Here is a 25,438-nt window from a genome sequence, read left to right on the forward strand (position 1 = left end):
GGACCCCGCAGGCGCGGGAAAAGCGCTTCCCAAAGCCCCCGCACGGCGGTAAACCGAACCCTATAGGGTACCACTGACCCATCCGTTGCCTGCCAGCCACGGTATCGGCGGGTGTTGCGCGGCAAGCCGGGTAACCTTGGCGGCATGCAGGCTGATCCCCCCACTCTTCCCGGTACCCCCTGATGCTCAACACCCTGTGGCTGGGCTTTTTCCTGACCGCCGCGGTGGCGGCGCTGGCGCAGTGGCTCGTGGCGGGCAACGCGCAGATCTTCGCCGCCATGGTCGAGGCGCTGTTCGCCATGGCCAGGCTCTCGGTCGAGGTGATGGTGCTGCTGTTCGGCACGCTCACGCTCTGGCTGGGCTTCCTGCGCATCGCCGAGAAGGCGGGCATCGTGGACGCCCTCGCGCGCTGGCTGGCGCCGCTGTTCCGCCGCCTCATGCCCGGCGTGCCCAGCGGCCACCCGGCCCTGGGTCTCATGACGCTGAACTTCGCGGCCAACGCGCTGGGGCTGGACAACGCGGCCACTCCCATGGGCCTGAAGGCCATGAAAGCCCTGCAGGAGCTGAACCCCGAGCCAGAGACCGCCACCAACGCGCAGATCCTGTTCCTGGTGCTCAATGCCTCCTCGCTCACGCTGCTGCCGGTGACGATCTTCATGTACCGCATGCAGCAGGGCGCGCCCGACCCGACACTCGTTTTCCTGCCCATCCTGCTGGCCACGTCCGCATCCACCCTCGTGGGCCTGCTCAGCGTGGCGGTGGTGCAGCGCCTGCCCTTGTGGAGCCCCGTGGTGCTGGCCTACCTGCTGCCCGTGGCGCTGGTGCTCGGCGGTTTCATGGCACTCCTGACCACGCTGAGCGCGGCGGCGCTGTCGCAGCTGTCTTCCCTGCTCGGCAACCTCACGCTGTTCATGCTGGTGGTGCTGTTCGTGGCCCTGGGCGCCTGGCGCAAGGTCGCCGTGTACGAGGCTTTCATCGAGGGTGCGCGCGAAGGCTTCGATGTGGCCAAGGGCCTGCTGCCGTACCTGGTGGCCATGCTGTGCGCCGTGGGGGTGTTCCGGGCATCGGGGGCGCTGGGCTATGTGCTCGACGGCATCCGCTGGTGCGTGCAGGTGCTGGGCGCGGACACCCGGTTCGTCGATGCGCTGCCCACCGCGCTGGTCAAGCCATTCTCCGGCAGCGCCGCGCGTGCCATGCTCATCGAGACCATGCAGGCCCAGGGCGTGGACAGCTTTGCCGCGCTGGCAGCGGCCACCATCCAGGGCAGCACCGAGACCACCTTCTACGTGCTGGCGGTGTACTTCGGCGCGGTGGGCATCCAGCGCACCCGCCACACCGTCAGCTGCGCGCTGCTGGCCGAGCTGGCGGGCGTGGTGGCGGCCATCGTGGTGTGCTACCGGTTCTTTGGGTAGGGAAAAAGGTCCCCCGGCATGTCTTGGCCCCGGCAAGCCGGCTTCGCGGTGGCACGGGTGCGGACCGCGCCGGGCGGAGGCAGCGGGGGCGGTGCCAGTCCTGCATTCCCTGCACTACGGATCAAATCGGCGCCTCCCCCTTGACAGGAAAGCGCCAAAAGCTATTAATTCGATAGCAAAATTCACCCCAGCGCCGTATCCAGCAGCATCATGATCACGAAGCCCAGCATCAGGCCGCCGGTGGCCCAGGCCTCGTGGCCCTTGCGGTGCGACTCGGGGATGATTTCGTGGCTGATCACGAACAGCATGGCCCCGGCCGCGAAACCCAGCCCCCAGGGCAGCAGGCTTGCGGAGTAGCTGACCACGGCGGCTCCCAGCACGGCGCCCACGGGCTCCACCAGCCCGGAGGCCATCCCGAGCCCCACGGCCAGCAAGCGCCGGTAGCCTGCGGCGAGCAGCGCCACGGCCACCACCAGGCCCTCGGGCACGTCCTGGATCGCGATACCGGTGGCCAGGGCGCTGGCGCGCAGGGCATCGCCGCCCGCGTAGGCCACCCCGATCGCCAGCCCCTCGGGCAGGTTGTGCAGCCCGATGGCGAAGACGAACAGCCACGTGCGCCGCAGCGTGCGCGAGGCCTGCCCGCCCTCCACGCCCTTGATGAAGTGCTCGTGCGGCAGCAGCCGCTCCATCATCAGCAGCACCAGCGCGCCCAGCAGGATGGCCGCCCCCACCGTGCCCCCGGCCGCCCAGGCACCGGCGCCGCCCGCGCGTGCCGCCTGGATGCCGGGGATGATGAGCGAGAACGAGCAGGCGGCGAGCATCACGCCCGCGCCGAAGCCGAACAGCGTGTCCTGCGTGCGCTCGGAAAGGCGCTGCGAGAGCAGCACCGGCGCGGTGCCCAGCGCCGTGGCCAGCGCTGCCGCCAGGCCGGCCCAGAGCGCACCCAGCACCACCGGCTGGCCGGCGATCCAGGCCCATGCCTGCGCCGAGCCCGCCACGATGCCAAGCAGCACGATGCCCAGCCCGAGCCACTGCCGCCCACGCAGGGTGGCGACGCGGCGGGCCGCCGAGGCGGAACGCGCCAGCGGTTCGAGAACCGTATGGGTGGAAGCGGACGGGGTCTGCATGGCGGCTCCTGGGGTTGTCGGGGGGCGGTTTTCAGAATGCGGGTGGTGGAGCGGGCGCGATGGCCCGTCAGGCCCGGGCAAGCGCATGGCGGCGGGCCACCTCGGCCCAGTCGATGACGTTGTAGAACGCGGCGATGTATTCGGGACGCCGGTTCTGGTACTGCAGGTAATAGGCGTGTTCCCACACATCAAGCCCCAGCACGGGCGTGTGGCCCGACATCGGGCCCGCCATGAGCGGGCTGTCCTGGTTGCCCGTGCTTTCCACCACCAGCTGGCCCGCCTTGGTCACGCAAAGCCAGGCCCAGCCGCTGCCAAAGCGCGTGAGCGCGGCCTTGGTGAAGGCCTCCTTGAAGGCGCCGAACCCGCCCAGATCCGTATCGATGGCCCGCGCCAGCTCTCCCTGGGGCTGGCCGCCGCCCCGGGGCGACATCACGCTCCAGAAGAGGCTGTGGTTGGCATGGCCGCCGCCATTGTTGCGGACCGGGCCCTGCAGGTTCTCGGGCAGCAGCACCAGCCGCGCCACCAGCTCATCGATGGACAGGTGGGCGTGCGGCGTGCCTTCCAGCGCGGCGTTCAGGTTGTTGATGTAGGTCTGGTGGTGCCGGGTGTGGTGGATCTCCATCGTGCGGGCATCGATGTGGGGCTCGAGCGCGTCATAGGCATAGGGCAAGGCGGGCAAGGTATGGGGCATGGTGTCCTTGGATCGGAAACGGAGTGGATAAAAAGGCCGGAGCGCGTCGTCTTTCGGGCCATGGCACCCCACGGCCAGGAAGCGGCACGCCCTTCAGTGCGGCCCCGGGCCGTGGGCCAAATGGGCCGAGGCCAGGGCCTGCGTGACGGACGGGTGCGCGCCATGGGCCTGCACATGGCGCAGCAAGGCGGCATGGGTTTCGCGGCTGTGGCGCCACGCGGCCTGCTGCAGGCCCGCGCCGTGGCGTGCATCGGCCATCAGGCCCAGCAGCACGGCATGGGCGCGGCACAGGATCTGGGTGGCGTCGTCCACGGCGCCCGCCTGCACCCGCAGGTCGGCCACATTGAGGTGCGAGACCACGACCGCTGCCACGCAGTCGTCCTCGCGCCCCGGTGGCGGCGTGTGCTCCAGCAGCCGCAGCGACAACGCGAGGGCCTGGTGCTGATAGGCAGTCGCCATGCGCCATTGGCCCGTCTGCTGCGCTGCCCGTGCGCGCTGCACGGCATGCTGCCACCGCGCCAGCGTGGCGGGCGCGTGGTGCACGGCTGCGCTCTGGTGGGAGTTGGTGTGTACGCCGGTGTCCATGGCAATGCTCCTTGAAGAGGGACAAGCCTTTTGCGGTGGACGGGTGTGGCGTACTCAGGCATTTAAATGATACTGATTCTCATTCATATTGTCGAGATGGGACGCCATCCCGGAAACGCCGGGTCAAAGGCCGGCGGGATAGCCAGTCAATCCGCCGCCCGCACTCCGCCTACGCTCAACCCGTCGCCGCCGTGGTGCCGTCAGAGACACCGCCCGGCCCCCTCCATCGTTCCACCACTGTTTGCCATGCATTTTTCGCCCCTGCTGCTTCGACCCCGGTCCCTTTTGCGCGCCTGCCGCTGGCGCGCGGCGCGGGAACCAGCGGTGCGATGAGCGGCGGCCTCACTCCGGCCCGCTCAGGCCCTGTTCCCACTCCGCCAGCTGCTCGCTGGTGGCAATCAGCCGCCCCACCAGCAGCTTGATGAACGCCTTGTCGAAGTGCGACTGCAGGTCTTCCGACGCTCCGCGCAGCGCCGGGTTGCGCACCTTGAGCACCAGCACCTCGGTCTCTGCCACGGCGGTGGCGGTGCGCTTCCTGTTCTCCGGGCGCAGGTAGGTCATCTCGCCCAGGGTGACGCCCGGGCCCAGAGTGCTGAGGGTCCAGCCCTGGCGGCTCACGGCCACCTGCCCCTCGATGAGGATGCAGAAGGAGTCGCCAGGCGTGTTCTCGCGCATGAGCACGGTGCCCCGCTCCAGCCGGCGCCAGCTGCCCAGGCGCATCAGCTCCCACAGCGCCACGTCGTGGAAGTCGGCGAAGAACGGCAGTGCGCGCAGGCGCGCGAAGCGTTCGGCCTCGGTGTCCTGCGAGCGCTGGCGCGGCAGGCCCTGGTGGGCGGCGAGCAGGGCCTGGGCGAAATCCTGCCAGGTGGCAAAGCGGTCTGCGGGCTGCTTGGCCAGGGCGCGCAGCAGCACGTCATCCACATGGCCGGGCAGCGAGGCGCGCAGCAGGCTGGGCGGCGTGGGGGCTTCGTTGCCGATCTTGTAGAGGGTCGCGAAATCCGTGTCGCCGTCGAAGGGGCGGCGGCCGGTGAGCAGTTCGTACACCACCACGGCCAGCGAGAACATGTCGCTGTGGTGGGTGAGGTCCTGCTCGCGCACCTGTTCGGGCGACATGTACGACGGCGAGCCCACCAGGCCCGACAGCTGCGTGGCATCGCTGCGCAGCGACAGCGCCGCGCCGAAGTCGGTGAGCTTGACGTCGCCGCCCTGGGCCAGCATCAGGTTGGCGGGCTTGATGTCGCGGTGCACCAGGCCCTCGCGGTAGGCGTATTCGAGCGCGTTGCAGCACTTGAACGCGATGTCCAGCACCTGGGGCACGGGCAGCAGCGCGTCGGGCGTCGCAAACGCCGACAGGGGCTGTCCGTCGACGTATTCGAGCACCAGGTACGGCGGCAGCGCCTCTTCGTCCGCATCGAGCAGGCGCACGATGTTGGGGTGGCGCAGGCGGCCGGACAAGGCGGCCTCGTTGCGCAGCAGCTTGCGGTAGCGCTCGGCCTGCTCGGGCTGCCTGAGCAGGTGCGCGTGGGTCTGCTTGATGGCCACCTTGCGGCCCCGAAAACCGTCCAGCCCCAGGAACACGATGCCGCTGGCGCCCCGGCCCAGCTCGCGCTCGATGCGGTACTTGCCAATGCTGGCGGGCGGGGCCGAGGTGGTGGTGGCCATGGCGCGCTGACAGGTTGCGGGGTGCCGCCTCAGCAGCCGGCCAGGGCCTGCTCGAAGTCCGCGAGCAGGTCTTCCACCTCTTCCAGCCCGACCGACAGCCGGATCATGCTGTCGGCGATGTCCATGGCGGCGCGCACGGCCGGGCCGGCCTCCCAAAAGATGGTGTGGGCCACCGGGATGATGAGCGTGCGCGTGTCCGCCAGGCCCGTGGCCTTGATCGGCAGCTGCAGCCGGTTGCACACGGGCAGGCACTGCCCGGGGTCGCGCAGCTCGAACGACAGCAGCCACGAACCGGCCTTGAGGTGCTTCTGGGCAAACGCGTACTGGGGGTGCGACGGCAGGCCGGGGTACAGCACGCGCGAGACCGCCGGGTGCTGCTCCAGCCATTGCGCCAGGGCCAGGGCCGTGGCGCTGGTGCGGTCCATGCGCAGCGACAGGGTTTCAGCGCCCAGCGCGATCTGGTGCGCGGCGTGGGAAGACAGCGTGGCCCCCATGTCGCGCAGGCCCTTCTTGCGCAGTTGCTGAAGGCCCCAGCCCTTGGCGTCGCCCTTGCGGTAGGGGGCGAAGATGTTGGGGTACGTGCTCCAGTCGAACAGGCCGGTGTCGGTCACCGCGCCGCCCAGCGCCGCCCCCTGCCCGCCGATGCTCTTGGTGAGCGAGTTGAGCACCAGCCCCGCGCCCACCGTGGACGCGCGGAACAGGTAGGGCGACGCCACGGTGTTGTCCACCACGTACAGCAGGCCGCGCTCGCGGCAGACCGTGCCCACGCCGTCCAGGTCGGGGATCTGCGTGCCGGGGTTGGCGATGGTCTCGACAAACACCATGCGGGTGTTGAGCCGCACCGCGGCGGCCACGTGGGCTGCGTCCGTCACGTCCACCAGGGTCACCTCGATGCCCAGGTCGGCCAGCGTGCCGAACACGCTGTTGGTGTTGCCAAACACGAACTGGCTGGCCACCAGGTGGTCGCCCGCCTTGAGCAGCGTGAGAAAGATCGCGCAGATGCCCGCCATGCCGGTGGCGAACACAATGGTGCCCTGCCCTTTTTCCATCTGCGTGATCTTGGCCTCCAGCGCCGCCGTGGTGGGCGTGCCCTGCCGCGCGTAGTTGAAGCCGCCCTTGGCGGTGCCCTGGAACACGGCGATCAGGTCCTCGACCTTGTCGTAGCCGTACTGGACCGAGGTGTGGATGGCCTTGTGGATGGCCCCATGCTCCGCGCCGCCCTGGCGGTCGGCGTGCAGGATCTCGGTCGTGAAATGGTTGGTCTGCGGTGTCGTCATAACAAGAAGCGATGTCTATGTGAAAGGCACTGGCGCCCAAAAACCGGCGCGCCCCCATACCAGTGCACGCGTGGAACTGGCTTCGCCAGGCCACCGGGTGCGTCCCCCTCAGGGGGGAAGGCGCGCAGCGCCTCAGGGGGAGTCACCTCTCCGGCGCGATGTGCTCCGCGTAATCGTACAGGGCCCCCAGGATGTCCTGCGTGCGGTCGTCTTCGGCGGTCTCCGACAGCGTGTCGATTTCGGTGAACAGCTGCTCCACCGTACGTGCCCCGCCCTGCCCGTCGAACAAGCAGGCCGCGCGGTGCGCCTCCCACTGCTGCGCTTCTTCAGGCGACAGCGTAGCGGGGAAGTTGCGCGCCCGGTAGCGCCACAGCAGCTCGGCCAGGCGCGGGTCGTCGAACGCGGCGCGGGAGCGGGCCAGCTTCTCGCCGCTCATAGTGCGCAGGTCGTTGAGCAGCCGGCGGTCGTTGTTGCCGACGAAGCCGCCGTACAGGTCCTGGTCCACATCGGGCGTGGCCTCGGGCGGGCGGGCGAACACGGCGGGCCAGATGCCGCTCATGTCGGGCAGGCCGCGGGCCACCTCGGCATGCTGGGCGGCCTGGGCCAGGTCGATGCCCCAGCGCTGCGCCAGCGCGGGCGTGAGCGTGTTCACGTTGCCCACCACCATGGGCGACTTGTTGAGGTGGATGGTCTTGACCGGCAGGCGCGTCACGCCGTCGGGCAGCGCGTCGGCCTTGCTGAACATGCGCAGGCGGATCTCGTCGGCCCCCATGGTGGCGAGGGCCGCCGGATCCTGGGAGAGATCCCAGGCAATGAGTTCGTTCTTGTTGGTGGGATGGCTGGCCAGCGGCCACATCACGGCCAGGCACCCGCGCTCGGCCGGGAACATGCCCGAGACGTGCAGGAACGGCCGGGCCGTGATGGCGGTGGCCGGCAGGCGAAGCTCGGCGGCCACGCGGTCCTTCTTGTGCAGCGAGAGCGCGAAGTCGAAGAGCTTGGCGTTGCGCTCGCGGATGAGCCGCGCCAGCGCAATGGTGGCGCGCACGTCCGACAGCGCATCGTGCGCCGCCTCGTGCACCAGGCCGTTGGCCTTCGAGAGATGCTCGAGCTTGAAACTCGGCGAGCCGTCCTCCTTCCGGGGCCACTGGATGCCGTCGGGCCGCAGCGCGTACGTCATGCGCACCACGTCCAGCAGGTCCCACCGCCCGCACTGGTTCTGCCATTCGCGCGCGTACGGATCGATGAGGTTGCGCCAGAACATGAAGCGCGTGATCTCGTCGTCGAAGCGGATGGTGTTGTAGCCCACGCCGATGGTGCCGGGCTGCGCGAATTCGGCCTCGATGCGGGCAGCGAACTGGTGCTCGGGCACGCCTTTTTCCAGGCACAGCTGCGGCGTGATGCCGGTGATGAGGCAGGACTGCGGATCCGGCAGGTAGTCGCTGGCAGGCTGGCAATAGAACATCAGCGGCTCGCCGATTTCATTGAGCTCGGCATCGGTGCGGATGGCCGCGAACTGCGCGGGCCGGTCGCGGCGCGTGTTGGCACCAAAGGTTTCGTAGTCGTGCCAGAGGAAGGTGTGGGGGGCCATGGTCGGTGGGCAAGCAGGGGCGGGACGGGAACAAGGCAGGGGAAACAGCGAACTGTAACCTGATTTGCAGGCATTTTTAGCCCGCAGCGCATACCGTTCAAGCGCTGACAGCTATCAAAATAGTAGTAATCGAAGGCCACCGCCTCCGCGGCCGCTTCACGCCGTGATACACCTGTGGCCCGGCACCCGCGCCGCGGCACGGGACAATGGCGCATGCACAGCACCCACCGAGCACCTTTCCCGTTCTTGCGGCGCCCTATCTCCCTCGCGTCCCCGCTCCGGCTCCCGCTGGCGGCCTGGACTGCCGCCCTGGCGCTGGCGGGTTGCGCCGCCGCCCCGCCCCCCACCCACCGCCCCGGCGCAGGGACGGCGGCGGCGCCGCAGGCGGCAGCCGCCCGCGTGGCGCCCCCCGCTGCAACCGGCCCGGACACCCCCGCATCCTCCCCCGGCGGCCCCGCCGCCGACATGGTGGACCACGCAGCGGGCTTCGCCGCCTGGCGCGCCGCCTTTTCCGCGCAGGCCCTGGAGGCCGGCATCCAGCCCGGCACGGTGCGCAGCGTGCTGGGCCAGGCGCAATGGCAGCCCCGCGTGGTGGAACTGGACCGCGCGCAGCCCGAATTCACCCGCACGCCGTGGTCCTACCTCGACAACGCGGTCTCCCCGCAGCGCATCGCCCAGGGCCAGGCCAAGCTGGCCGAACACAGCGCCGCGCTCGAGGCGGCCGCCGCCCGCTACGGCGTGCCGGCCACCCTCATCACGGCGATCTGGGGCATGGAGAGCAACTACGGCAGCAATTTCGGCACGTTTCGCACCGTGGACGCGCTGTCCACGCTGGCCTACGAAGGGCGCCGGCGCACCTGGGCCCAGGCGGAGCTGCTCGCGGCGCTGCGCATCGTGGACCAGGGCGACATCCCGGCGGAGCGCATGCTGGGTTCCTGGGCCGGCGCCATGGGACACACGCAGTTCCTTCCTTCCGTCTTCCTGGCCTACGCCGTGGATGCCGACGGCGACGGACACCGCGACATCTGGGGCAGCATCCCGGACGTGGTGGCATCCACCGCCCACTTCCTGTCCCGCTCGGGCTGGCAATCCGGCGAGCCCTGGGGCGCCGAGGTCCAGTTGCCGGCGGCCTTCGACCACGCGCGCGCGGACCCGGCGGTGCGCCAGACCAGCGCGCAATGGGAGGCCGAGGGCGTGCGCGCGCCAGGGGGCCAGCCGCTGCCCCCCCTGGGCGCGGCCTCCATCGCGACCCCTGCCGGAGCGCGCGGGCCCGCCTTTCTGGTGGGGGCGAACTTCCGGGCGATTCTTCGCTACAACAACTCCGTCAACTACGCCCTGGCGGTCGCACTGTTGTCCCAGCAGATCGGCGGGGGCGGCCCCATCGCCGCGCCCTGGCCACGCGACCTGGAGCCCCTGTCGCGCACCCAGCTGCAGGCCCTGCAGGAGGCACTGAACCGCAAGGGCTTCGCGGCCGGCACCCCGGACGGCGTGATGGGCCCCGCCACCCGCGCAGGGCTGCGCGCCTTCCAGCGCAGCACCGGCAGCGTGGCGGACGGCTACCCCACCCTGGAGATGCTGCAGCGCCTGCAGGCGCCCTGACCCCGCAGGGCCCCGCCCGGCTGCACGCCCCCACGGACAGCGCGAAAAGCGCAAGCTTCCGCGAATCCGGCCAAAAAAAAGCCCACGGCATACACCGTGGGCTTTTACCTGGCCGGCACGCGCGCGGCCAGGGCGGCGGCCGCCGCCGCGTGTCAGTCCGCCGTGGCCTCTTCCGGCTCGGCAGGTTCGGACTTGGCCGAGCGCTCCTTCTTGGGCAAGGGCTGGATGTCCAGCAGCACCTCGGACGTTTCCACGCCCTTGTCATCGGTCTTGAGCTCGATGTCGACCGTCAGGCGGCCCCCTTCCGTCAGGCGGCCGAAGAGCAGCTCGTCGGCCAGCGCACGGCGGATGGTGTCCTGGATCAGGCGCTGCATCGGCCGCGCACCCATGAGCGGATCGAAACCCTTCTTGGCCAGGTGCTTGCGCAGGGCGTCGGTGAAAGTGACTTCCACCTTCTTCTCCGCCAGCTGCGTTTCCAGTTGCAGCAGGAACTTGTCCACCACGCGCAGGATGATCTGCTCGTCGAGCGCCTTGAAGTTGACGATGGCATCCAGCCGGTTGCGGAACTCGGGCGTGAACAGGCGCTTGATGTCGCCCATCTCGTCGCCCGCCTGGCGCGGGTTGGTGAAGCCGATCGTCGCCTTGTTCATGGTCTCGGCGCCGGCGTTCGTGGTCATGATGATGAGCACGTTGCGGAAGTCGGCCTTGCGGCCGTTGTTGTCCGTCAGCGTGCCATGGTCCATGACCTGCAGCAGCACGTTGAAGATGTCCGGGTGCGCCTTCTCGATCTCGTCGAGCAGCAGCACCGCGTGCGGCTTCTTCGTGATGGCTTCCGTCAGCAGACCACCTTGGTCGAAACCGACATAACCTGGAGGCGCGCCGATCAGGCGGCTCACGGCATGGCGCTCCATGTACTCCGACATGTCGAAGCGGATCAGCTCGATGCCCATGATGTAGGCCAGCTGCTTGGCCGCCTCGGTCTTGCCCACGCCCGTGGGGCCGCTGAACAGGAACGAGCCGATGGGCTTGTCACCCTTGCCAAGGCCCGAACGCGCCATCTTGACCGCGCTGGCCAGCACTTCCAGGGCCTTGTCCTGGCCGAACACCACGCTCTTCAAGTCACGCTCCAGCGTCTGCAGCTTGCCGCGGTCGTCGTTGGAGACGTTGGCCGGCGGAATGCGCGCGATCTTGGCGACGATCTCCTCGATCTCGGCCTTGCCGATGGTCTTCTTGCGCTTGCTCGGCACCATGATGCGCTGCGCGGCGCCCGCCTCGTCGATCACGTCGATGGCCTTGTCGGGCAGGTGGCGGTCGTTGATGTACTTGGCGCTCAGCTCGGCGGCGGCCTGCAGCGCGGCCGCGGCGTACTTCACGCTGTGGTGCTCTTCGAAGCGCGACTTCAGGCCCTTCAGGATGTCGATGGTTTCGGCCACGCTGGGCTCCACCACGTCCACCTTCTGGAAGCGGCGCGACAGCGCGGCGTCTTTTTCAAAGATGCCGCGGTACTCCGTGAAGGTCGTCGCGCCGATGCACTTGAGCTGGCCGCTCGAAAGCGCCGGCTTGAGCAGGTTCGAGGCATCCAGCGTGCCACCCGACGCGGCGCCCGCACCGATCAGCGTGTGGATCTCGTCAATGAACAAGATTGCATTGGGCTTGTCCTTGAGCGACTTGAGCACGCCCTTGAGGCGCTGTTCGAAGTCACCCCGGTACTTGGTGCCCGCCAGCAACGCGCCCATGTCGAGCGAGTACACGGTGGCCTCCGCCAGGATCTCCGGCACGTCGTTCTGCGTGATGCGCCAGGCCAGGCCCTCGGCGATCGCGGTCTTGCCCACGCCGGCTTCGCCCACCAGCAGCGGGTTGTTCTTGCGGCGGCGGCACAGGATCTGGATCGTGCGCTCCACCTCGTAGTGGCGCCCGATCAGCGGATCGATCTTGCCTTCCTTGGCGGCCTGGTTCAGGTTCTGGGTGAACTGCTCCAGCGGCGAGGCCTTCTCGTTGCGCTCGGAGCCACCGCCCTCTTCGCCTTCGGCCTGGTTTTCCGCCTTGGCGGGCTCTGGCGGCTCGCCCTTCTTGATGCCGTGGGCGATGAAATTGACCACGTCCAGCCGCGTCACGCCCTGCTGGTGCAGGTAATACACGGCATGGGAATCCTTCTCGCCGAAGATGGCCACGAGCACGTTGGCGCCCGTGACTTCCTTCTTGCCATTGCCCGTGGACTGCACGTGCATGATGGCGCGCTGGATCACACGCTGGAAGCCCAGCGTGGGTTGCGTGTCCACCTCGTCGGTGCCAGCCACCTGGGGCGTGTTGTCTTTGATGAAGTTCGCCAGCGATGAACGCAGATCATCGATGTTGGCAGAACAAGCGCGCAGCACCTCCGCTGCGCTGGGGTTATCGAGCAATGCAAGCAACAGATGCTCCACGGTGATGAACTCGTGGCGCTGCTGACGGGCCTCAACAAAGGCCATGTGCAAGCTGACTTCCAGTTCCTGGGCAATCATGTGAACTCCTTTGTGCTTGCGTGGAAGGGATAACTGTAGATCGGGATCAAAAACCTGTTATTCAACAGGCTCACTGACACATTGCAGTGGGTGGCCCGCCTTGAGGGCGGCGTCAAGCACTTGTTCCACCTTGGTGGCAGCCACATCGCGGGAGTAAACGCCGCAGACGCCTTTGCCATCGAGGTGGATCTTCAACATGATCTGGGTGGCTTGCTCGCGGTCCTTGCTGAAAAACTCCTGCAGCACCACGATGACGAACTCCATGGGGGTGTAGTCGTCATTGAGCATGACCACCTGGTACATCTGGGGCGGCTGGGTCTTTTGTGTGCGTCTTTCGAGCACGACCGAACCGCCATCATCCCGCGCTGGCCGGGTCACGGGCGGCGCGGTGGGGGGTGAAGGTGGTTTTGTTGCCATGAAAATCATTCTAGCGATCCGCGCGGGGTGATGCCGTGAGAGAAATCTGACGTTGATCCTGTTTTTTTCAAGCTATGGCGCGCCGGATATTCACTCTTTGGTGTCGCGGGCCCGCCCTATTCGTAGACCACGGTGGCGGACCCGCTGCCAGCCTGGGCCGTCCAGGCCGCGAGCGCCGCGTCGGTGGGATAGAAACGGGCGCTTTCTCCCAGTTGCAGCTCCGCGACCGCCGCCGCGTCGCCCGCCACGCAGCGCACGCCCATGCGCACCCGCAGGCCATGGACCAGTTCGCCCTCCGCGATCTCCTCGCGGCGGGCGGGAAATTCCCGCACCAGCCGGGGCACATCCGGCCCCTTGTCGCCCACCAGCACATGCAGATACTTGCCGAAGCGGCAGCGCGCCCCGGCCAGATCCCAGACCTGCTGCACCTTCACGCGCAGCCCGCCACTGAAATGGTCCAGCTGCAGGCGGCCCATCATCACCACGAACTCGTCTTCCTTGAGCTGGTTGCGGTAGGTGTTGAGCAGTGCCTCGTCCGCGGAGGCTTCGATGACACCGGATTTGTCGTCCAGGCGGAAGAGGCCCAGCCTGCCGCGCTGGCCATTGATCACCCGGAAGTCGCTGATGATCCCGGCGAGGACCTGGGGTTCTCGGCTGTCCAGCAGCTCGTCGATGGAGGTGCGCACGAAGCGCCGCACCTCGGTGGCGACTTCGTCGAACAGATGGCCGGAGAGGTAGAAGCCGACCGCCGTTTTCTCCTGCGTCAACCGCTCCTTGATGCCCCAGGGCATGGCATCCACCAGATCCGGCTCCTGCGTGCTCGAGCCATGGGCGTCGTCGCCCATCATGTCGAAAAGCCCCCCCTGGTTCACATTGGCCAGCGTGGCCGCCGAAAAATCGAACGCGCGGTCGATGGAAGCCACCAGGGAGGCACGGTTGAGGTGGAGCGAGTCAAACGCACCCGCCTTGATCAGCGCCTCCACCGTGCGCTTGTTCAGGCGCGCCCGGTCCACCCGCACGCAGAAGTCGAACAGGCTCTTGAAGGGGCCGGTGGTCGAGCCTTGCGGCCCCTCGCCCCGCCCCTCGCGCGCGGCCACGATGGCTTCGATGGCCTGCTGCCCCGTGCCTTTGACGGCCCCCAGGCCGTAGCGGATGATCTTGTCGGTCACCGGCTCGAAGCGGTAGAAGCCCCGGTTGACATCCGGCGGCTCGAACGAGAGCCCCATCTTCTGCGCGTCCTCGAACAGCACCTTGAGCTTGTCGGTGTCGTCCATTTCCACGGTCATGTTGGCGCAGAAGAACTCGGCCGTGAAGTGCACCTTGAGCCAGCCGGTGTGGTACGCCAGCAGCGAGTACGCGGCAGCGTGCGACTTGTTGAAGCCGTAGCCGGCGAACTTCTCCATCAGGTCGAACACTTCGTCGGCCTTCTCCTGGCCAATGCCCTTCTCGGCGGCCCCCTTGCGGAAGATCTCGCGGTGCTCGGCCATCTCCTCGGCCTTCTTCTTGCCCATGGCGCGGCGCAGCATGTCGGCGCCGCCCAGGCTGTAGCCCCCCAGCACCTGGGCGGTCTGCATCACCTGCTCCTGGTACACCATGATCCCGTAGGTCTCGGCGAGCACCTTTTCCACCAGCGGGTGCGGGTATTCCACGACCTCCTTGCCGTGCTTGCGGTTCACGAAGCTGGGGATCAGGTCCATGGGGCCCGGGCGGTACAGCGCGTTGAGCGCGATCAGATCCTCCAGCCGGCTGGGGCGCGCCTCCTTGAGCATGCCCTGCATGCCCCGGCTTTCAAACTGGAACACCGCCTCGGTCTTGCCTTCCGAGAACAGGCGGTAGGTGGGCCCGTCGTCCAGCGGGACGGCTTCATACGTGAAGTTCTCCTGCCCCTTGTGGCGCTTCATGATGAATTCGCGCGCGATCTCCAGGATGGTCAGCGTGGCCAGGCCCAAGAAGTCGAACTTCACCAGGCCGATGGCCTCCACGTCGTCCTTGTCGTACTGGCTCACGGCCGATTCGCTGCCCGGCTGCTGGTATAGCGGGCAAAAGTCGGTGAGCTTGCCCGGCGCGATCAGCACCCCGCCCGCATGCATGCCGATGTTGCGCGTCATGCCCTCGAGCTTCTGGGCCATCTCGATGATGGTCTTGACGTCCTCTTCCTTCTGCACGCGCTCGTACAGCTGCGGCTCCAGTTCCAGCGCGTAGTTGTTCTTGTCGCCTTCCTTCTTCACCTCGGGCGGGTAGGCCAGCGTGTACGACATGCCGGGCTTGCCCGGCACCAGCTTGGAGATGCCGTCGCAGAACATGTAGCTCATGTCCATCACCCGGCCCACGTCGCGGATGGCCGCCTTGGCGGCCATGGTTCCGAAGGTGGCGATCTGGCTCACCGCGTTCTTGCCGTACTTGTCCTTCACGTAGTCGATCACCCGGTCGCGGTTGGACTGGCAGAAGTCGATGTCGAAGTCGGGCATGGACACCCGTTCGGGGTTCAGGAAGCGCTCGAACAGCAGGTTGTACTGCAGCGGGTCCAGGTCGGTGATCTTGAGCGCATAGGCCACCAGCGAGCCGGCGCCCGAGCCCCGGCCCGGCCCCACGGGACAGCCGTTGGCCTTGGCCCACTGGATGAAGTCCCCCACGATGAGGAAGTAACCCGGAAAGCCCATCTTGAGGATGGTGCCGATCTCGAACTCCAGCCGCTCCACGTAACGCGGGCGCTGCTGGTCGCGCTCGACCTCCTTGGGAAACAGCAGTTTCAGCCGCGCCTCCAGGCCATCGAACGATGCAAGCCCGAAATACTCGTCGATCGGCATGCCGTTGGGTGTGGGAAAGTCCGGCAGCTGCGGCTTGCCCAGCACCAGGGTGAGGTTGCAGCGCTGCGCGATTTCCACCGTGTTCGCGATGGCCGAGGGCACGTCCGCAAACAGCGCCTCCATCTCCGCGGAGGATTTGAAGTACTGGTCGCGCGTGAACTTGCGCACGCGGCGCGGATTGGCCAGGATCTCGCCCTCAGCGATGCAGATGCGCGCTTCGTGCGCCTCGTAGTCGTCCGCCGTGGCGAACTGCACCGGATGCGTCGCCACCACGGGCAAGCTCAGGCGCGCCGCCAGCTGCGCCGCGGCCACCACGTGGCTTTCATCGTCCACGCGGCCCGCCCGCTGCAACTCGATGTAAAACCGGTGTGGAAACAGCCCCGCCAGGCGCAAGGCCACCTGGGCGGCGCCCGACTCATCCCCCTTCAGGAGGGCCTGCCCCACGGGCCCTGCCTGTGCCCCGGCCAGGGCGATCAGCCCCTCCGAAAGCTCCTGCAGCCAGTCCCAGGTGCACAGCGCCAGGTTCTTGACGACATTGCGCGTCCAGGCGCGCGCCAGCAGTTCGGACAGATTGAGGTAGCCCTGGCGGTTCTGCACCAGCACGATGAGGCGCGAGGGCGCTGCGCCCGCCTCGCCCTCCAGAAAGATCTCGGCCCCCAGGACGGGCTTGACGCCCTTGCCCCGCGCCTCCTTGTAGAACTTGATCGCGCCAAAAAGGTTGTTGAGATCGGTGATGGCCAGCGCGGGCTGGCCGTCCTTGGCGGCGGCCTTGGCCACCTCATCGATTCGATTGGTACCGTCGACGACGGAAAACTCGGTGTGCAGGCGCAGGTGAACAAACATGGGAGCATTGTAGAAAGCCCCACGCGCCTCGCCACGAAAGCCAGCCGCACGGCGCCTCTTGACAGGGACGGCCGCCGGTACAATGCCTTTCCGTGCCCCGGATGCCAACGGCGCCCGGCCCGCTGGACCGGCGCAGATATCCTGCACCCCCTGTCTCCTCTTTTGCTGAAAGCTGCTTGCGATGCTGCGTGCCCCACTGCCCCTCGTTTCCGCCCTGCTGCTTGCCGGTCTGCTGGCGGGTTGCTCCAGCACGACCGAAGACAAAACGGCCAACTGGAGCCCCAACCGCATCCATTCGGAAGCGCAGGACGAGATGAACAGCGGCGCCTATGACAAGGCCGTTCCCCTGCTGGAAAAGCTGGAGGGCCGCGCGGCAGGCACTCCGCTGGCGCAGCAGGCCCAGATCGACAAGGCGTACGCGCACTACAAGGCCGGCGAGAAGGCCCAGGCCATCGCGACGCTGGACCGTTTCATGAAGCTGCACCCCGCCAGTCCGGCGTTCGACTACGCGCTGTACCTCAAGGGCCTGGTGAACTTCAATGACAACCTGGGCCTGTTCTCGTTCATCTCGCGCCAGGACCTCTCCGAGCGCGACCAGAAAGCCGCCAAGGATTCGTTCGAAGCCTTCAGCGAGCTGGTCACCCGCTTTCCGGAATCGCGCTACGCGCAGGACTCGCGCCAGCGCATGACCTACATCGTCAATTCGCTCGCGCAATACGAAGTGCATGTGGCGCGCTACTACTTCCAGCGCGGCGCCTATGTGGCGGCCATCAGCCGCGCGCAGGTGGCGCTGGCCGACTACCAGGGCGTGCCCGCGCTGGAAGAAGCGCTGTACATCCTCATCCAGTCCTATGACGCGCTGGGCATGACGCAGCTGCGCGACGATGCGCGCCGGGTGATGGACACCTCGTACCCCCAGAGCGAGTACGTGCGCGGCGGCCTCAGGGCCAAGGCCGATCCGTGGTGGAAGTTCTGGTAAGCGCCTGAACCGCGGCCTCGAATTCCTGCTGTGATTCCAGGCGCCGCATCGGCGGCAGCGCCGCCAGCAGGCGCTTGCCATAGCCCATGGTGACCAGGCGGGTGTCGCCCACCACGAGAATGCCGTGGTCGGACTCGCGGCGTATCAGGCGCCCCGCCCCCTGCTTGAGCGCGACGGCCGCCTCCGGCAGCGCGTAGGATTTGAACGCCTTCCCGCCCGATTCTTCGATGCGCTGCGTGCGCGCTTCCACCAGGGGATCGCCCGGAGGCGGAAAAGGCAGCTTGTCGATGACAACAAGCTGCAATGCGTCGCCGGGCACATCAAATCCTTCCCAGAACGTGGCCGACGCCACCAGCACACAGCCCCGCTGTCCGTGCTCGCTCCCTTCCCGAAAACGCTCCATCAGCCGCCGCTTGGGCCACTCGCCCTGCACCAGGACCTCCAGGCTGCCCGATGCCGCAAACCGGTCTCCGAGCGCATCGCCGATCGTGCGCAGGGCCTTGAGCGTGGTGGTCAATACCAGCGTGCGGCCACCGAGCTGCTCCGCCGCCTGGGCCACCCATTGCGCCAGCATGCCGCTGTGCGCGGGGTCGGCCGGCGACGGCAGGTGGCGCGGGACGTACAGTGCCGCCTGCGACGCATAGTCGAAGGGGCTCGCGACCCGCAGGATCTCGGCATCCTGCAAGCCGGCCCGCTCCGTGAACCAGCTCAGCCGCTCGTCATCGCCCAGCGTGGCCGACGTGAAGATCCATGCCCTGCCGGGGCCCGCCGCGGACTCCTCGGGCCAGCCATCTTCGCCCGCCGGTTCGGCCGGCGAGGCCAGCAGGCGGGTGCGCATGGCCTCGGCGATGTCCAGGGGCGACTCCATCAGGCGCAATTGCGCACCCACATCGATCCAGCGCACGGCGTCAGGGTTGCCAGGGCCGGCGAAATGCGCCAGCCGCGCCAGCAGTTCGGTCCCGCGCTCGTACAGCCGCACAAAGTCGGGCGCCATTTCGCTGACCGTGTCGAGCGCCTCCTGGGCCTGTGCGCAGGCGACCGCCATGCCGCGGATGGCCGCATGCCACGCATCACCCGCCACGCCCTGCGGCACCTCATCCGTCCAGCGCAGCTTCGCCCCGCCCCGCCGCTCTCCCACCGTCAGGCGCAAGTCCCGGGCCGAAAGATCCACCAGGCTGGCCAGCCCCGTCCAGTCCGCCAGGCCGCGCGCATGCTGCAGCCCCACGGCCAGGAGGTCCCTGCCGAAGTCCATCAGCTGGCCCGTGGACAGCGCAAGCCCCAGAAACTGCACGCCGGTTTCGTTGATCTGGTGCGCCTCGTCGAACACCACCACGCGCACCGACGGCAAGAGCTCGGCCATGCCGGATTCGCGGACCGCCAGGTCGGCAAAGAAGAGGTGGTGGTTGATGACCACGATGTCCGCCGCCAACGCCTCCCGCCGTGCCAGATGCACGTGGCATTCGCGGAAACGCGGGCACGGGGAGCCCAGGCAGTTCTCCCGGGTGGATGTGACCAGCGGGATCACGGGCGACCGCTCGTCCAGCCCTGTCAGCTCCGCCAGATCGCCCGAGCGGGTGCCGTGGGACCAGCTCTCCACCTTGGCCAGCACGCGCGCCACGCCGGGCTCACGGGCAGACACGTCCTGGCGCGCCAGCTCCATGCGGTACAGGCACAGATAGCTCGCCCGGCCCTTGAGAAGCGCCATGCGCACCGGCAGGCCCAGCGTCTGGGCCAGGCGCGGAAGATCGCGCGCGAACAGCTGGTCCTGCAGGGCCTTGGTGGCGGTGGACAGCAGCACGCGCTCGCCGCTGAGCAGCGCCGGCACGAGGTAGGAGAAGGTCTTGCCCACCCCCGTGCCCGCCTCCACGACCAGGGCGCCACCGGCCTCGATGGTGCGCGCCACGGCCACCGCCATGTCCGTCTGTCCCGCACGGGGCTGGAAATGCACGTCCGCCCGCGCCAGCACGCCATCGGCGGCGAACACCTCCTGAACCATTTCCGCCAGCGCCATCAGGCGGGCTCTTGGGGTTGAAGGGCCCGCTCCAAGCGATGCATGGCATCGCGCAGCGCAAGGCGGCGCTTCTTGAGGCGGCGCAGTGTGAATTCGTCAGGTGCCCCGTCTGGAGCACACAGGCCGATCAGGGCATCGAGATCGGCATGTTCGATGCGCAGTGCAATGAGCTGCCGGTGCGGAGAATGGAGGCTGAGGTTCAAGGCGTGGGGGCCGCAGGATGGCAAAAATGCCACAGGCGGGCGGATAATACGCGCTTGGCCCGCATTCCGCGACGGCCGTTTGCGTACGCGCCCCCACAATCACCAGCATGACCAAAGCGTTTCGCCTCATCGCGTCCACCGGTATCCACAAGGGTGACCGGGAGTACCAGCAAGACCAGGTGACCTTGATCTCGCACGAGCGGCACAACGGCTGCGTGCTGGGCGTGATTGCCGACGGGATGGGCGGCCGCAGCGGCGGGCGCAAGGCATCCGACCAGGTCATGATGACGGCGCGCCAGCTGTTCGAACGCTATTCTCCGGACACCGACGACCCGGTGGCCATGCTCAAGAGCATGGTCGAGGAAGCCCACATCGTCATCCGCCTCACGGCCATCGCGGCCGAGCAGGAGCCGCACAGCACCATCGCGGCCTTCCTCATCAACCCGCGCGGCGACTGCCACTGGGTGCACGCGGGCGATTCGCGCATCTACCACTTTCAGGGCGCGCGCATGGTGTTTCGCACCAGCGACCATTCCTATGTCCAGGCACTGGTGGACCGGGGCGAGCTCACCGAGGCGGAGGCCAACAACCATCCGCATTCCAACATCCTGGTGGGCTGCCTGGGGACCGAAAGCGACCCGCCCATCACCACCCATGTGATTCCGCAGCTGCAGCCGGGCGACGTGCTCATGGCCTGCAGCGACGGCGTGTGGCACTACTTTTCGCCCACCGAACTGGGTTCCGTGGTGGACTCGCTGTCGCCACGGGAAGCCACGGAGTTCCTGATCGAGAAAGCCCGTTCCCGGGCGCGCGGCGGCGGTGACAACCTTTCCCTGGTCATCGTGAAGATGGAAGCGCTGGTGGAAGAAAAGAAGGTGGCGCGCCTGGTCCCCGCCGACGCAGGCCGGCCCTGATACGCCCCGGGGCCCGGCTGACGCTGGTTGGTGGGCTCACGCCTGCGCCAGCAGATCCAGGCCACTCCGCCAGATCCCTGCGCGGCGCCTGCGCATGCCCTACGCCAGAACCGTTCTCAGCGCGCCGCCGAAGCAGCGGGTAGCGGCGCGGCGGGTTTGCGCCCCTGGGCAGCAGCCTCTGCCTGCGACTTTTCTATCCGTGCGCGGCGTTCCTGCGCGGCCTTGAGCGCGGCCGCGTGGCGTTCGCGCGCCTGCGCGGCACGCTCGGCATTCGTGGCGTTGTGGGCAGCCCGTTCCTCTGCCTGCTTCTGCACCCGGTCGCGCTGCTGCTGCGCCCGTTGCCCTGCCTCCTGGTCGCGCTGGGACTTCATGCCCTGCGGATCGTGCGGCTTGCGCAGCAAGGCATCCGGCGCGCTGGCACCCGCCGACGGCCCCTCCGGCACCACCGCCCGCTGCTTTTCCTCGATCGACCTCAGGCGCTCCGCCGCCTTTTCCTTGCGCTCCGCGTCGTTGAGTTCGATCTCCTGGGCACGCAGGCGGGACTCCGCGTCACGCGCTCCCGCACGGACACCGCGAAGGCAGTCCTCCACCGAGAAGCGCTGGTAGCAGGCCGCTTCGTCCTGCTGGCGCCGGGCCTTGATGGCATCGCGCTCGTGGCGAATACGGTCGTGCTCCGCCTTGCGCTGGGCGGCCGCGGCCTGTGGGCTGCCCTGCGGCACACCCGCTGGCGCACCGGATTGCGCCGGTGCAGGGGCCGCGAAAACACAGGCAAAGCCTGCGAGGGCAACAAGGGCCAGGCGCTTCAGCATGATCATGTCAGCCCCGTATCGACAGTGCGGCGCTCCAGCGCCAGGAATTCCTTGGACTGCATCTCGTTGAGCCGCGAAATCGTGCGCGGGAACTCGTGCGCCAGGGGGCCTTCGGTGTACAGCTGTTCGGGCGGCACCGCCGCGGACAGGATGAGCTTGACCCGCCGGTCGTAGAGAACGTCCACGAGCCAGGTGAAACGCCGCGCGGGCGACGCCATGCTCACGGGCATGTGGGGCACGTCGGACAGCAGCACGGTATGGAACTGCGTCGCGATCTCCAGGTAGTCGTTCTGCGAACGGGGACCGCCGCACAGCGTCTTGAAGTCGAACCACACCACCCCGCCGGCCTTGCGGCGGGCGCGGATCTCGCGGGCCTCGATGTGCAGCACCGGGTCTTCGTCGTGCACTTCGGCCAGCTGGTCGAAGGTCTGGCCCATCTCGGCGTCCGCCTCGGGCCCCAGTGGCGTGTGGTACAGCTTCACATGCTCCAGGGTGCGCCGGCGGTAGTCGGTGCCGTTGTCGACATTGACGACTTCCAGCCGCTCGTTGAGCAGGGCGATCGCGGGCAGGATGCGGTCGCGGTGCAGGCCGCCGGGGTACAGGTCGTCGGGCTTGAAATTGGAGGTGGTGACAAAACCCACGCCGTTGTCGAACAGTGCCGCCAGCAAGCGGTGCAGGATCATCGCGTCGGTGATGTCGGCGACATGGAACTCATCGAAGCAGATGAGCTTGTAGCGCCGCGCAATGCGCTCGCCCAGCACGTCCAGCGGGTTCACCGTGCCCTGCAGCGCCGCCAGCTCGCGATGGACCTCGCGCATGAATTCATGGAAATGCAGGCGCACCTTGCGCTTCAGGGGCACGGCGTCGAAGAAGCATTCCATGAGGAAGCTCTTGCCGCGCCCCACCCCGCCATACATGTACACGCCGCGCGGAATGTCCGGCCGGTTGATCAGCTTCTTGAGCGCGTTGGAGCGGCGGGCCTTGTAGGCCGCCCATTCATCGGCGCAGCGCTGGAGGGCATCCACGGCACGCAGCTGGGCAGGGTCGCTTTGAAAGCCTTTGGCGGCCAGCTCGGCCAGGTAAGCCTGTTTGACGGTCACGTGGTGGTTGTCCTGATACTATGAATTTAATAGCTGCCAGCGCTTGATGGTCAAGCGCTGGAGCCGGTTTTTATTCAAATATCAGAAGTTCAGCGTGCGCTTGTCCACGGCCAGGGCCGCTTCCTTCGTGGCTTCACTTAGGGACGGATGCGCGTGGCAGATGCGCGCGATGTCTTCGCTGCTGGCCTTGAACTCCATGGCCACCACGGCTTCGGAGATCAGCTCGCTGGCCTGCGGGCCCACGATGTGCACGCCCAGGATCTCATCGGTGTCGGCATCGGCCAGCATCTTGACCATGCCGGTGGTGTCGCCCAGCGCGCGCGCGCGGCCGTTGGCCAGGAACGGGAAGGTACCGGCCTTGTACTTCACGCCGTCGGCCTTGAGCTGCTGCTCGGTGCGGCCCACCCATGCGATCTCGGGGCTGGTGTAGATGACCCACGGCACGGTGTTGAAGTTCACGTGGCCGTGCTGGCCGGCAATGCGCTCGGCCACGGCAACGCCCTCTTCTTCCGCCTTGTGCGCCAGCATCGGGCCGCGCACCACGTCGCCCACCGCCCACACGCCGGGCAGGTTGGTCTTGCAGTCTGCATCGACGATGATGGCGCCGCGCTCGTCCAGGGCCAGGCCCACGGCTTCGGTGTTCAGGCCGATGGTGTTGGGCACGCGACCGATGGAGACGATGAGCTTGTCCACCTCCAGCGCCTGGGCTTCGCCCTTGGCGTTGGTGTAGGCGATGGAGACGCCCTTCTTGCCGGTCTTGATCTCGCCGACCTTCACGCCCAGCTCGATCTTCAGGCCCTGCTTGTCGAACGCCTTCTTGGCTTCCTTGGCGATCTGCTCGTCCACGGCGCCCAGGAAGGTGGGCAGGCCTTCGAGGATGGTGACTTCGGCACCCAGGCGGCGCCACACCGAGCCCATTTCCAGGCCGATCACGCCCGAGCCGATGAGGCCGAGCTTCTTGGGCACCGCGCCCACGCGCAGCGCGCCGTCGTTGGACAGCACGAACTCTTCGTCGAACGGCGTGCCGGGCAGCGCGCGCGCGTTGGAGCCCGTGGCGATGATGATCTGCTTGCCCGTGATCGCCTCTTCGGCGGCGCCGGCCACCTTGATCTCGTAGCCGCCTTCGGCGGCCTTCACGAACGAGCCGCGGCCGTGGAAGAAGCTGACCTTGTTCTTCTTGAACAGGTACAGGATGCCGTCGTTGTTCTGCTTCACGACGGTGTCCTTGCGGGCAATCATCTTGGCCACGTCCATCTTCACGCCGGTGGCCGTGATGCCGTGTTCGGCGAAGTGCTTGTTGGCGTGCTCGAAGTGCTCGGACGATTGCAGCAGCGCCTTGGACGGAATGCAGCCCACGTTGGTGCAGGTGCCGCCGGGCGCGGGGCCACCCTTCTCGTTCTTCCACTCGTCGATACAGGCCACGTTGAAGCCCAGCTGGGCAGCGCGGATGGCGGCGATGTAGCCGCCGGGGCCGCCACCGATGACGATCACATCAAATTGTTTGCTCATGGGAAATCTCGTTCAGTCTGTTGGAGAAAGACCCACCGGCGGGCAGGACCAGAGGCCGGGCCACGCGGGTGGGTCGATACAGTCAGGGGATCAGATGTCGAACAGCAGGCGCGATGGGTCTTCCAGCGCGTCCTTCATGGCCACCAGGCCCAGCACGGCTTCGCGGCCGTCGATGATGCGGTGGTCATACGACATGGCCAGGTAGTTCATCGGGCGGATGACGATCTGGCCGTTTTCGACCACGGCGCGGTCCTTGGTGGCGTGCACGCCCAAAATGGCCGACTGGGGCGGGTTGATGATGGGGGTGGACAGCATGGAGCCGAACGTACCGCCATTGGAGATGGAGAACGTGCCACCGGTCATTTCCTCGATGCCCAGCTTGCCTTCCGACGCCTTCTTGCCGAACTCGGCGATCTTCTTCTCGATGTCGGCGAAGCTCATCTGGTCTGCATTGCGCAGGATGGGCACCACCAGGCCACGGGGCGAACCCACGGCGATACCGATGTCGAAGTAGCCGTGGTAGACGATGTCGTTGCCGTCCACCGAGGCGTTCAGCACGGGGTACTTCTTGAGGGCGTGCACGGCGGCCTTCACGAAGAAGGACATGAAGCCCAGCTTGGTGCCGTGTTCCTTCGTGAAGCTGTCCTGGAACTTCTTGCGCAGATCCATCACGGGGGCCATGTTCACTTCGTTGAACGTGGTCAGGATGGCGTTGGTCGACTGCGACTGCAGCAGGCGCTCGGCCACGCGGGCGCGCAGGCGGCTCATGGGCACGCGCTGCTCGGGACGGCCGCTCAGGTCTTCCTTGGCGGCAGGCGCGGACACCTGGGGCAGCGTCTTGGTCGGCACGCCCGTGGGAATCACGCTCGGAGCCACAGCAGCCTTGGCGCCGCCGGCCACGGCGGACAGCACGTCGCCCTTGGTCACGCGGCCATCCTTGCCCGTGCCGGCCACGGCCGACACCGACAGGTTGTTGTCGGCCAGCAGCTTGGCGGCTGCGGGCATGGCCACATCGCCCTTCGAACCGCCAGCCGCTGGTGCGGCGGCGGGCGCTGCGGCCGCGGGAGCCGGCGCAGCGGCAGCCGGTGCGGGGGCGGCTGCGCCAGCCTTGCCTTCGGTGTCGATCTTGGCGATGAGCTGTTCGGCCACCACGGTGGCGCCGTCGCCCTGAATGATTTCGGACAACACGCCAGCCGACGGCGCGGGCACTTCGAGCACGACCTTGTCGGTTTCGATCTCGATCAGGATTTCGTCCACGGCCACGGCCTCACCGGCCTTCTTCTTCCAGGTCAGCATGGTGGCTTCCGCCACGGATTCGGACAGCTGGGGGACTTTGACTTCTACGATAGCCATTTTGAATTCTTTCAGTAGGGTTCTGTTTGTTCTGTGTTCGTTCGGGTAGCT

The 25,438-nt window shown here is 67.6% G+C and carries 19 protein-coding genes; 4 read left to right on the forward strand and 15 right to left on the reverse strand.

Annotation, left to right across the window (positions count from 1 at the left end):
- The first annotated feature begins 182 nt into the window (after positions 1 to 182).
- Positions 183 to 1,412 (forward strand): nucleoside recognition domain-containing protein, encoded by a 1,230-nt coding sequence (locus tag ACAM51_RS01825; RefSeq protein WP_218341145.1) that lies wholly within the window; start codon positions 183 to 185, stop codon positions 1,410 to 1,412.
- A gap of 182 nt (positions 1,413 to 1,594) precedes the next feature.
- Here the strand turns inward: ACAM51_RS01825 and ACAM51_RS01830 are convergent, their stop codons facing one another.
- The 6 genes from ACAM51_RS01830 to sbcB form a co-directional block, all read right to left on the reverse strand.
- Positions 1,595 to 2,539: a ZIP family metal transporter gene (locus ACAM51_RS01830; protein WP_218341144.1), complete on the reverse strand. Its 945-nt coding sequence runs from the start codon at positions 2,537 to 2,539 to the stop codon at positions 1,595 to 1,597.
- A 67-nt stretch (positions 2,540 to 2,606) separates the two neighbouring features.
- On the reverse strand, positions 2,607 to 3,230 hold the full coding sequence (locus ACAM51_RS01835; protein ID WP_369642562.1) for a superoxide dismutase: 624 nt from the start codon (positions 3,228 to 3,230) through the stop codon (positions 2,607 to 2,609).
- Between the two features lie 93 nt (positions 3,231 to 3,323).
- Positions 3,324 to 3,815, reverse strand: a complete 492-nt coding sequence (locus ACAM51_RS01840) for a hypothetical protein (RefSeq protein ID WP_369642563.1) — start codon at positions 3,813 to 3,815, stop codon at positions 3,324 to 3,326.
- Between the two features lie 342 nt (positions 3,816 to 4,157).
- Positions 4,158 to 5,477, reverse strand: a complete 1,320-nt coding sequence (locus ACAM51_RS01845; RefSeq protein WP_218341140.1) for a protein kinase — start codon at positions 5,475 to 5,477, stop codon at positions 4,158 to 4,160.
- Between the two features lie 29 nt (positions 5,478 to 5,506).
- A complete protein-coding gene (locus ACAM51_RS01850; RefSeq protein WP_369642564.1) occupies positions 5,507 to 6,754 on the reverse strand; it encodes a cystathionine gamma-synthase family protein in 1,248 nt (415 codons plus the stop codon).
- Positions 6,755 to 6,896: 142 nt separating this feature from the next.
- A complete protein-coding gene (gene sbcB / locus ACAM51_RS01855; protein WP_369642565.1) occupies positions 6,897 to 8,342 on the reverse strand; it encodes an exodeoxyribonuclease I in 1,446 nt (481 codons plus the stop codon).
- 465 nt (positions 8,343 to 8,807) lie between these two features.
- Here sbcB and ACAM51_RS01860 point away from each other — a divergent pair, with 465 nt between their 5' ends.
- The gene (locus tag ACAM51_RS01860) at positions 8,808 to 9,941 is read left to right on the forward strand and encodes a lytic murein transglycosylase (RefSeq protein WP_369643910.1); all 1,134 of its coding nucleotides are present in this window, start codon (positions 8,808 to 8,810) and stop codon (positions 9,939 to 9,941) included.
- A gap of 152 nt (positions 9,942 to 10,093) precedes the next feature.
- Here ACAM51_RS01860 and clpA read toward each other — a convergent pair whose 3' ends face one another.
- From clpA to dnaE, 3 genes are all read right to left on the reverse strand, one after another.
- Positions 10,094 to 12,442 (reverse strand): ATP-dependent Clp protease ATP-binding subunit ClpA, encoded by a 2,349-nt coding sequence (gene clpA / locus ACAM51_RS01865; RefSeq protein WP_218294829.1) that lies wholly within the window; start codon positions 12,440 to 12,442, stop codon positions 10,094 to 10,096.
- 57 nt (positions 12,443 to 12,499) lie between these two features.
- Positions 12,500 to 12,868, reverse strand: a complete 369-nt coding sequence (gene clpS, locus ACAM51_RS01870; protein WP_029414237.1) for an ATP-dependent Clp protease adapter ClpS — start codon at positions 12,866 to 12,868, stop codon at positions 12,500 to 12,502.
- A gap of 107 nt (positions 12,869 to 12,975) precedes the next feature.
- Entirely contained in the window at positions 12,976 to 16,509 is a 3,534-nt protein-coding gene (gene dnaE, locus ACAM51_RS01875) for a DNA polymerase III subunit alpha (RefSeq protein ID WP_369642566.1), read from the reverse strand.
- Between the two features lie 181 nt (positions 16,510 to 16,690).
- Between dnaE and ACAM51_RS01880 the strand changes: the two genes are divergently transcribed.
- Positions 16,691 to 17,488 (forward strand): outer membrane protein assembly factor BamD, encoded by a 798-nt coding sequence (locus ACAM51_RS01880; protein ID WP_218294827.1) that lies wholly within the window; start codon positions 16,691 to 16,693, stop codon positions 17,486 to 17,488.
- Here ACAM51_RS01880 and ACAM51_RS01885 read toward each other — a convergent pair.
- Positions 17,451 to 19,499 carry an ATP-dependent DNA helicase gene (locus ACAM51_RS01885; RefSeq protein WP_369642567.1) on the reverse strand — a complete coding sequence of 683 codons (2,049 nt, stop codon included), beginning with the start codon at positions 19,497 to 19,499 and terminating at the stop codon, positions 17,451 to 17,453. The two genes, ACAM51_RS01880 and ACAM51_RS01885, sit on opposite strands and share 38 nt — an antisense overlap.
- Complete coding sequence (locus ACAM51_RS01890) at positions 19,499 to 19,702, reverse strand: YdcH family protein (protein WP_369642568.1); 204 nt, start codon at positions 19,700 to 19,702, stop codon at positions 19,499 to 19,501. The genes ACAM51_RS01885 and ACAM51_RS01890 overlap by 1 nt, the downstream gene beginning before the upstream one ends.
- A 107-nt stretch (positions 19,703 to 19,809) precedes the next feature.
- Here ACAM51_RS01890 and ACAM51_RS01895 point away from each other — a divergent pair, with 107 nt between their 5' ends.
- Positions 19,810 to 20,616, forward strand: coding sequence for a PP2C family serine/threonine-protein phosphatase (locus tag ACAM51_RS01895; RefSeq protein ID WP_218294824.1), 807 nt, complete (start codon positions 19,810 to 19,812; stop codon positions 20,614 to 20,616).
- A gap of 116 nt (positions 20,617 to 20,732) precedes the next feature.
- Here the strand turns inward: ACAM51_RS01895 and ACAM51_RS01900 are convergent, their stop codons facing one another.
- From ACAM51_RS01900 to odhB, 4 genes are all read right to left on the reverse strand, one after another.
- Positions 20,733 to 21,431 carry a hypothetical protein gene (locus tag ACAM51_RS01900; RefSeq protein ID WP_369642569.1) on the reverse strand — a complete coding sequence of 233 codons (699 nt, stop codon included), beginning with the start codon at positions 21,429 to 21,431 and terminating at the stop codon, positions 20,733 to 20,735.
- Complete coding sequence (zapE, locus tag ACAM51_RS01905; RefSeq protein WP_369642570.1) at positions 21,428 to 22,525, reverse strand: cell division protein ZapE; 1,098 nt, start codon at positions 22,523 to 22,525, stop codon at positions 21,428 to 21,430. The genes ACAM51_RS01900 and zapE overlap by 4 nt, the downstream gene beginning before the upstream one ends.
- A gap of 81 nt (positions 22,526 to 22,606) precedes the next feature.
- Positions 22,607 to 24,034, reverse strand: coding sequence for a dihydrolipoyl dehydrogenase (gene lpdA / locus ACAM51_RS01910; protein WP_369642571.1), 1,428 nt, complete (start codon positions 24,032 to 24,034; stop codon positions 22,607 to 22,609).
- Between the two features lie 90 nt (positions 24,035 to 24,124).
- On the reverse strand, positions 24,125 to 25,387 hold the full coding sequence (gene odhB, locus ACAM51_RS01915) for a 2-oxoglutarate dehydrogenase complex dihydrolipoyllysine-residue succinyltransferase (protein ID WP_218294820.1): 1,263 nt from the start codon (positions 25,385 to 25,387) through the stop codon (positions 24,125 to 24,127).
- Between the last annotated feature and the right edge of the window lie 51 nt (positions 25,388 to 25,438).

Origin of the sequence: Acidovorax sp. A79 (assembly GCF_041154505.1) — a bacterium.
Lineage (GTDB): Bacteria > Pseudomonadota > Gammaproteobacteria > Burkholderiales > Burkholderiaceae_C > Acidovorax.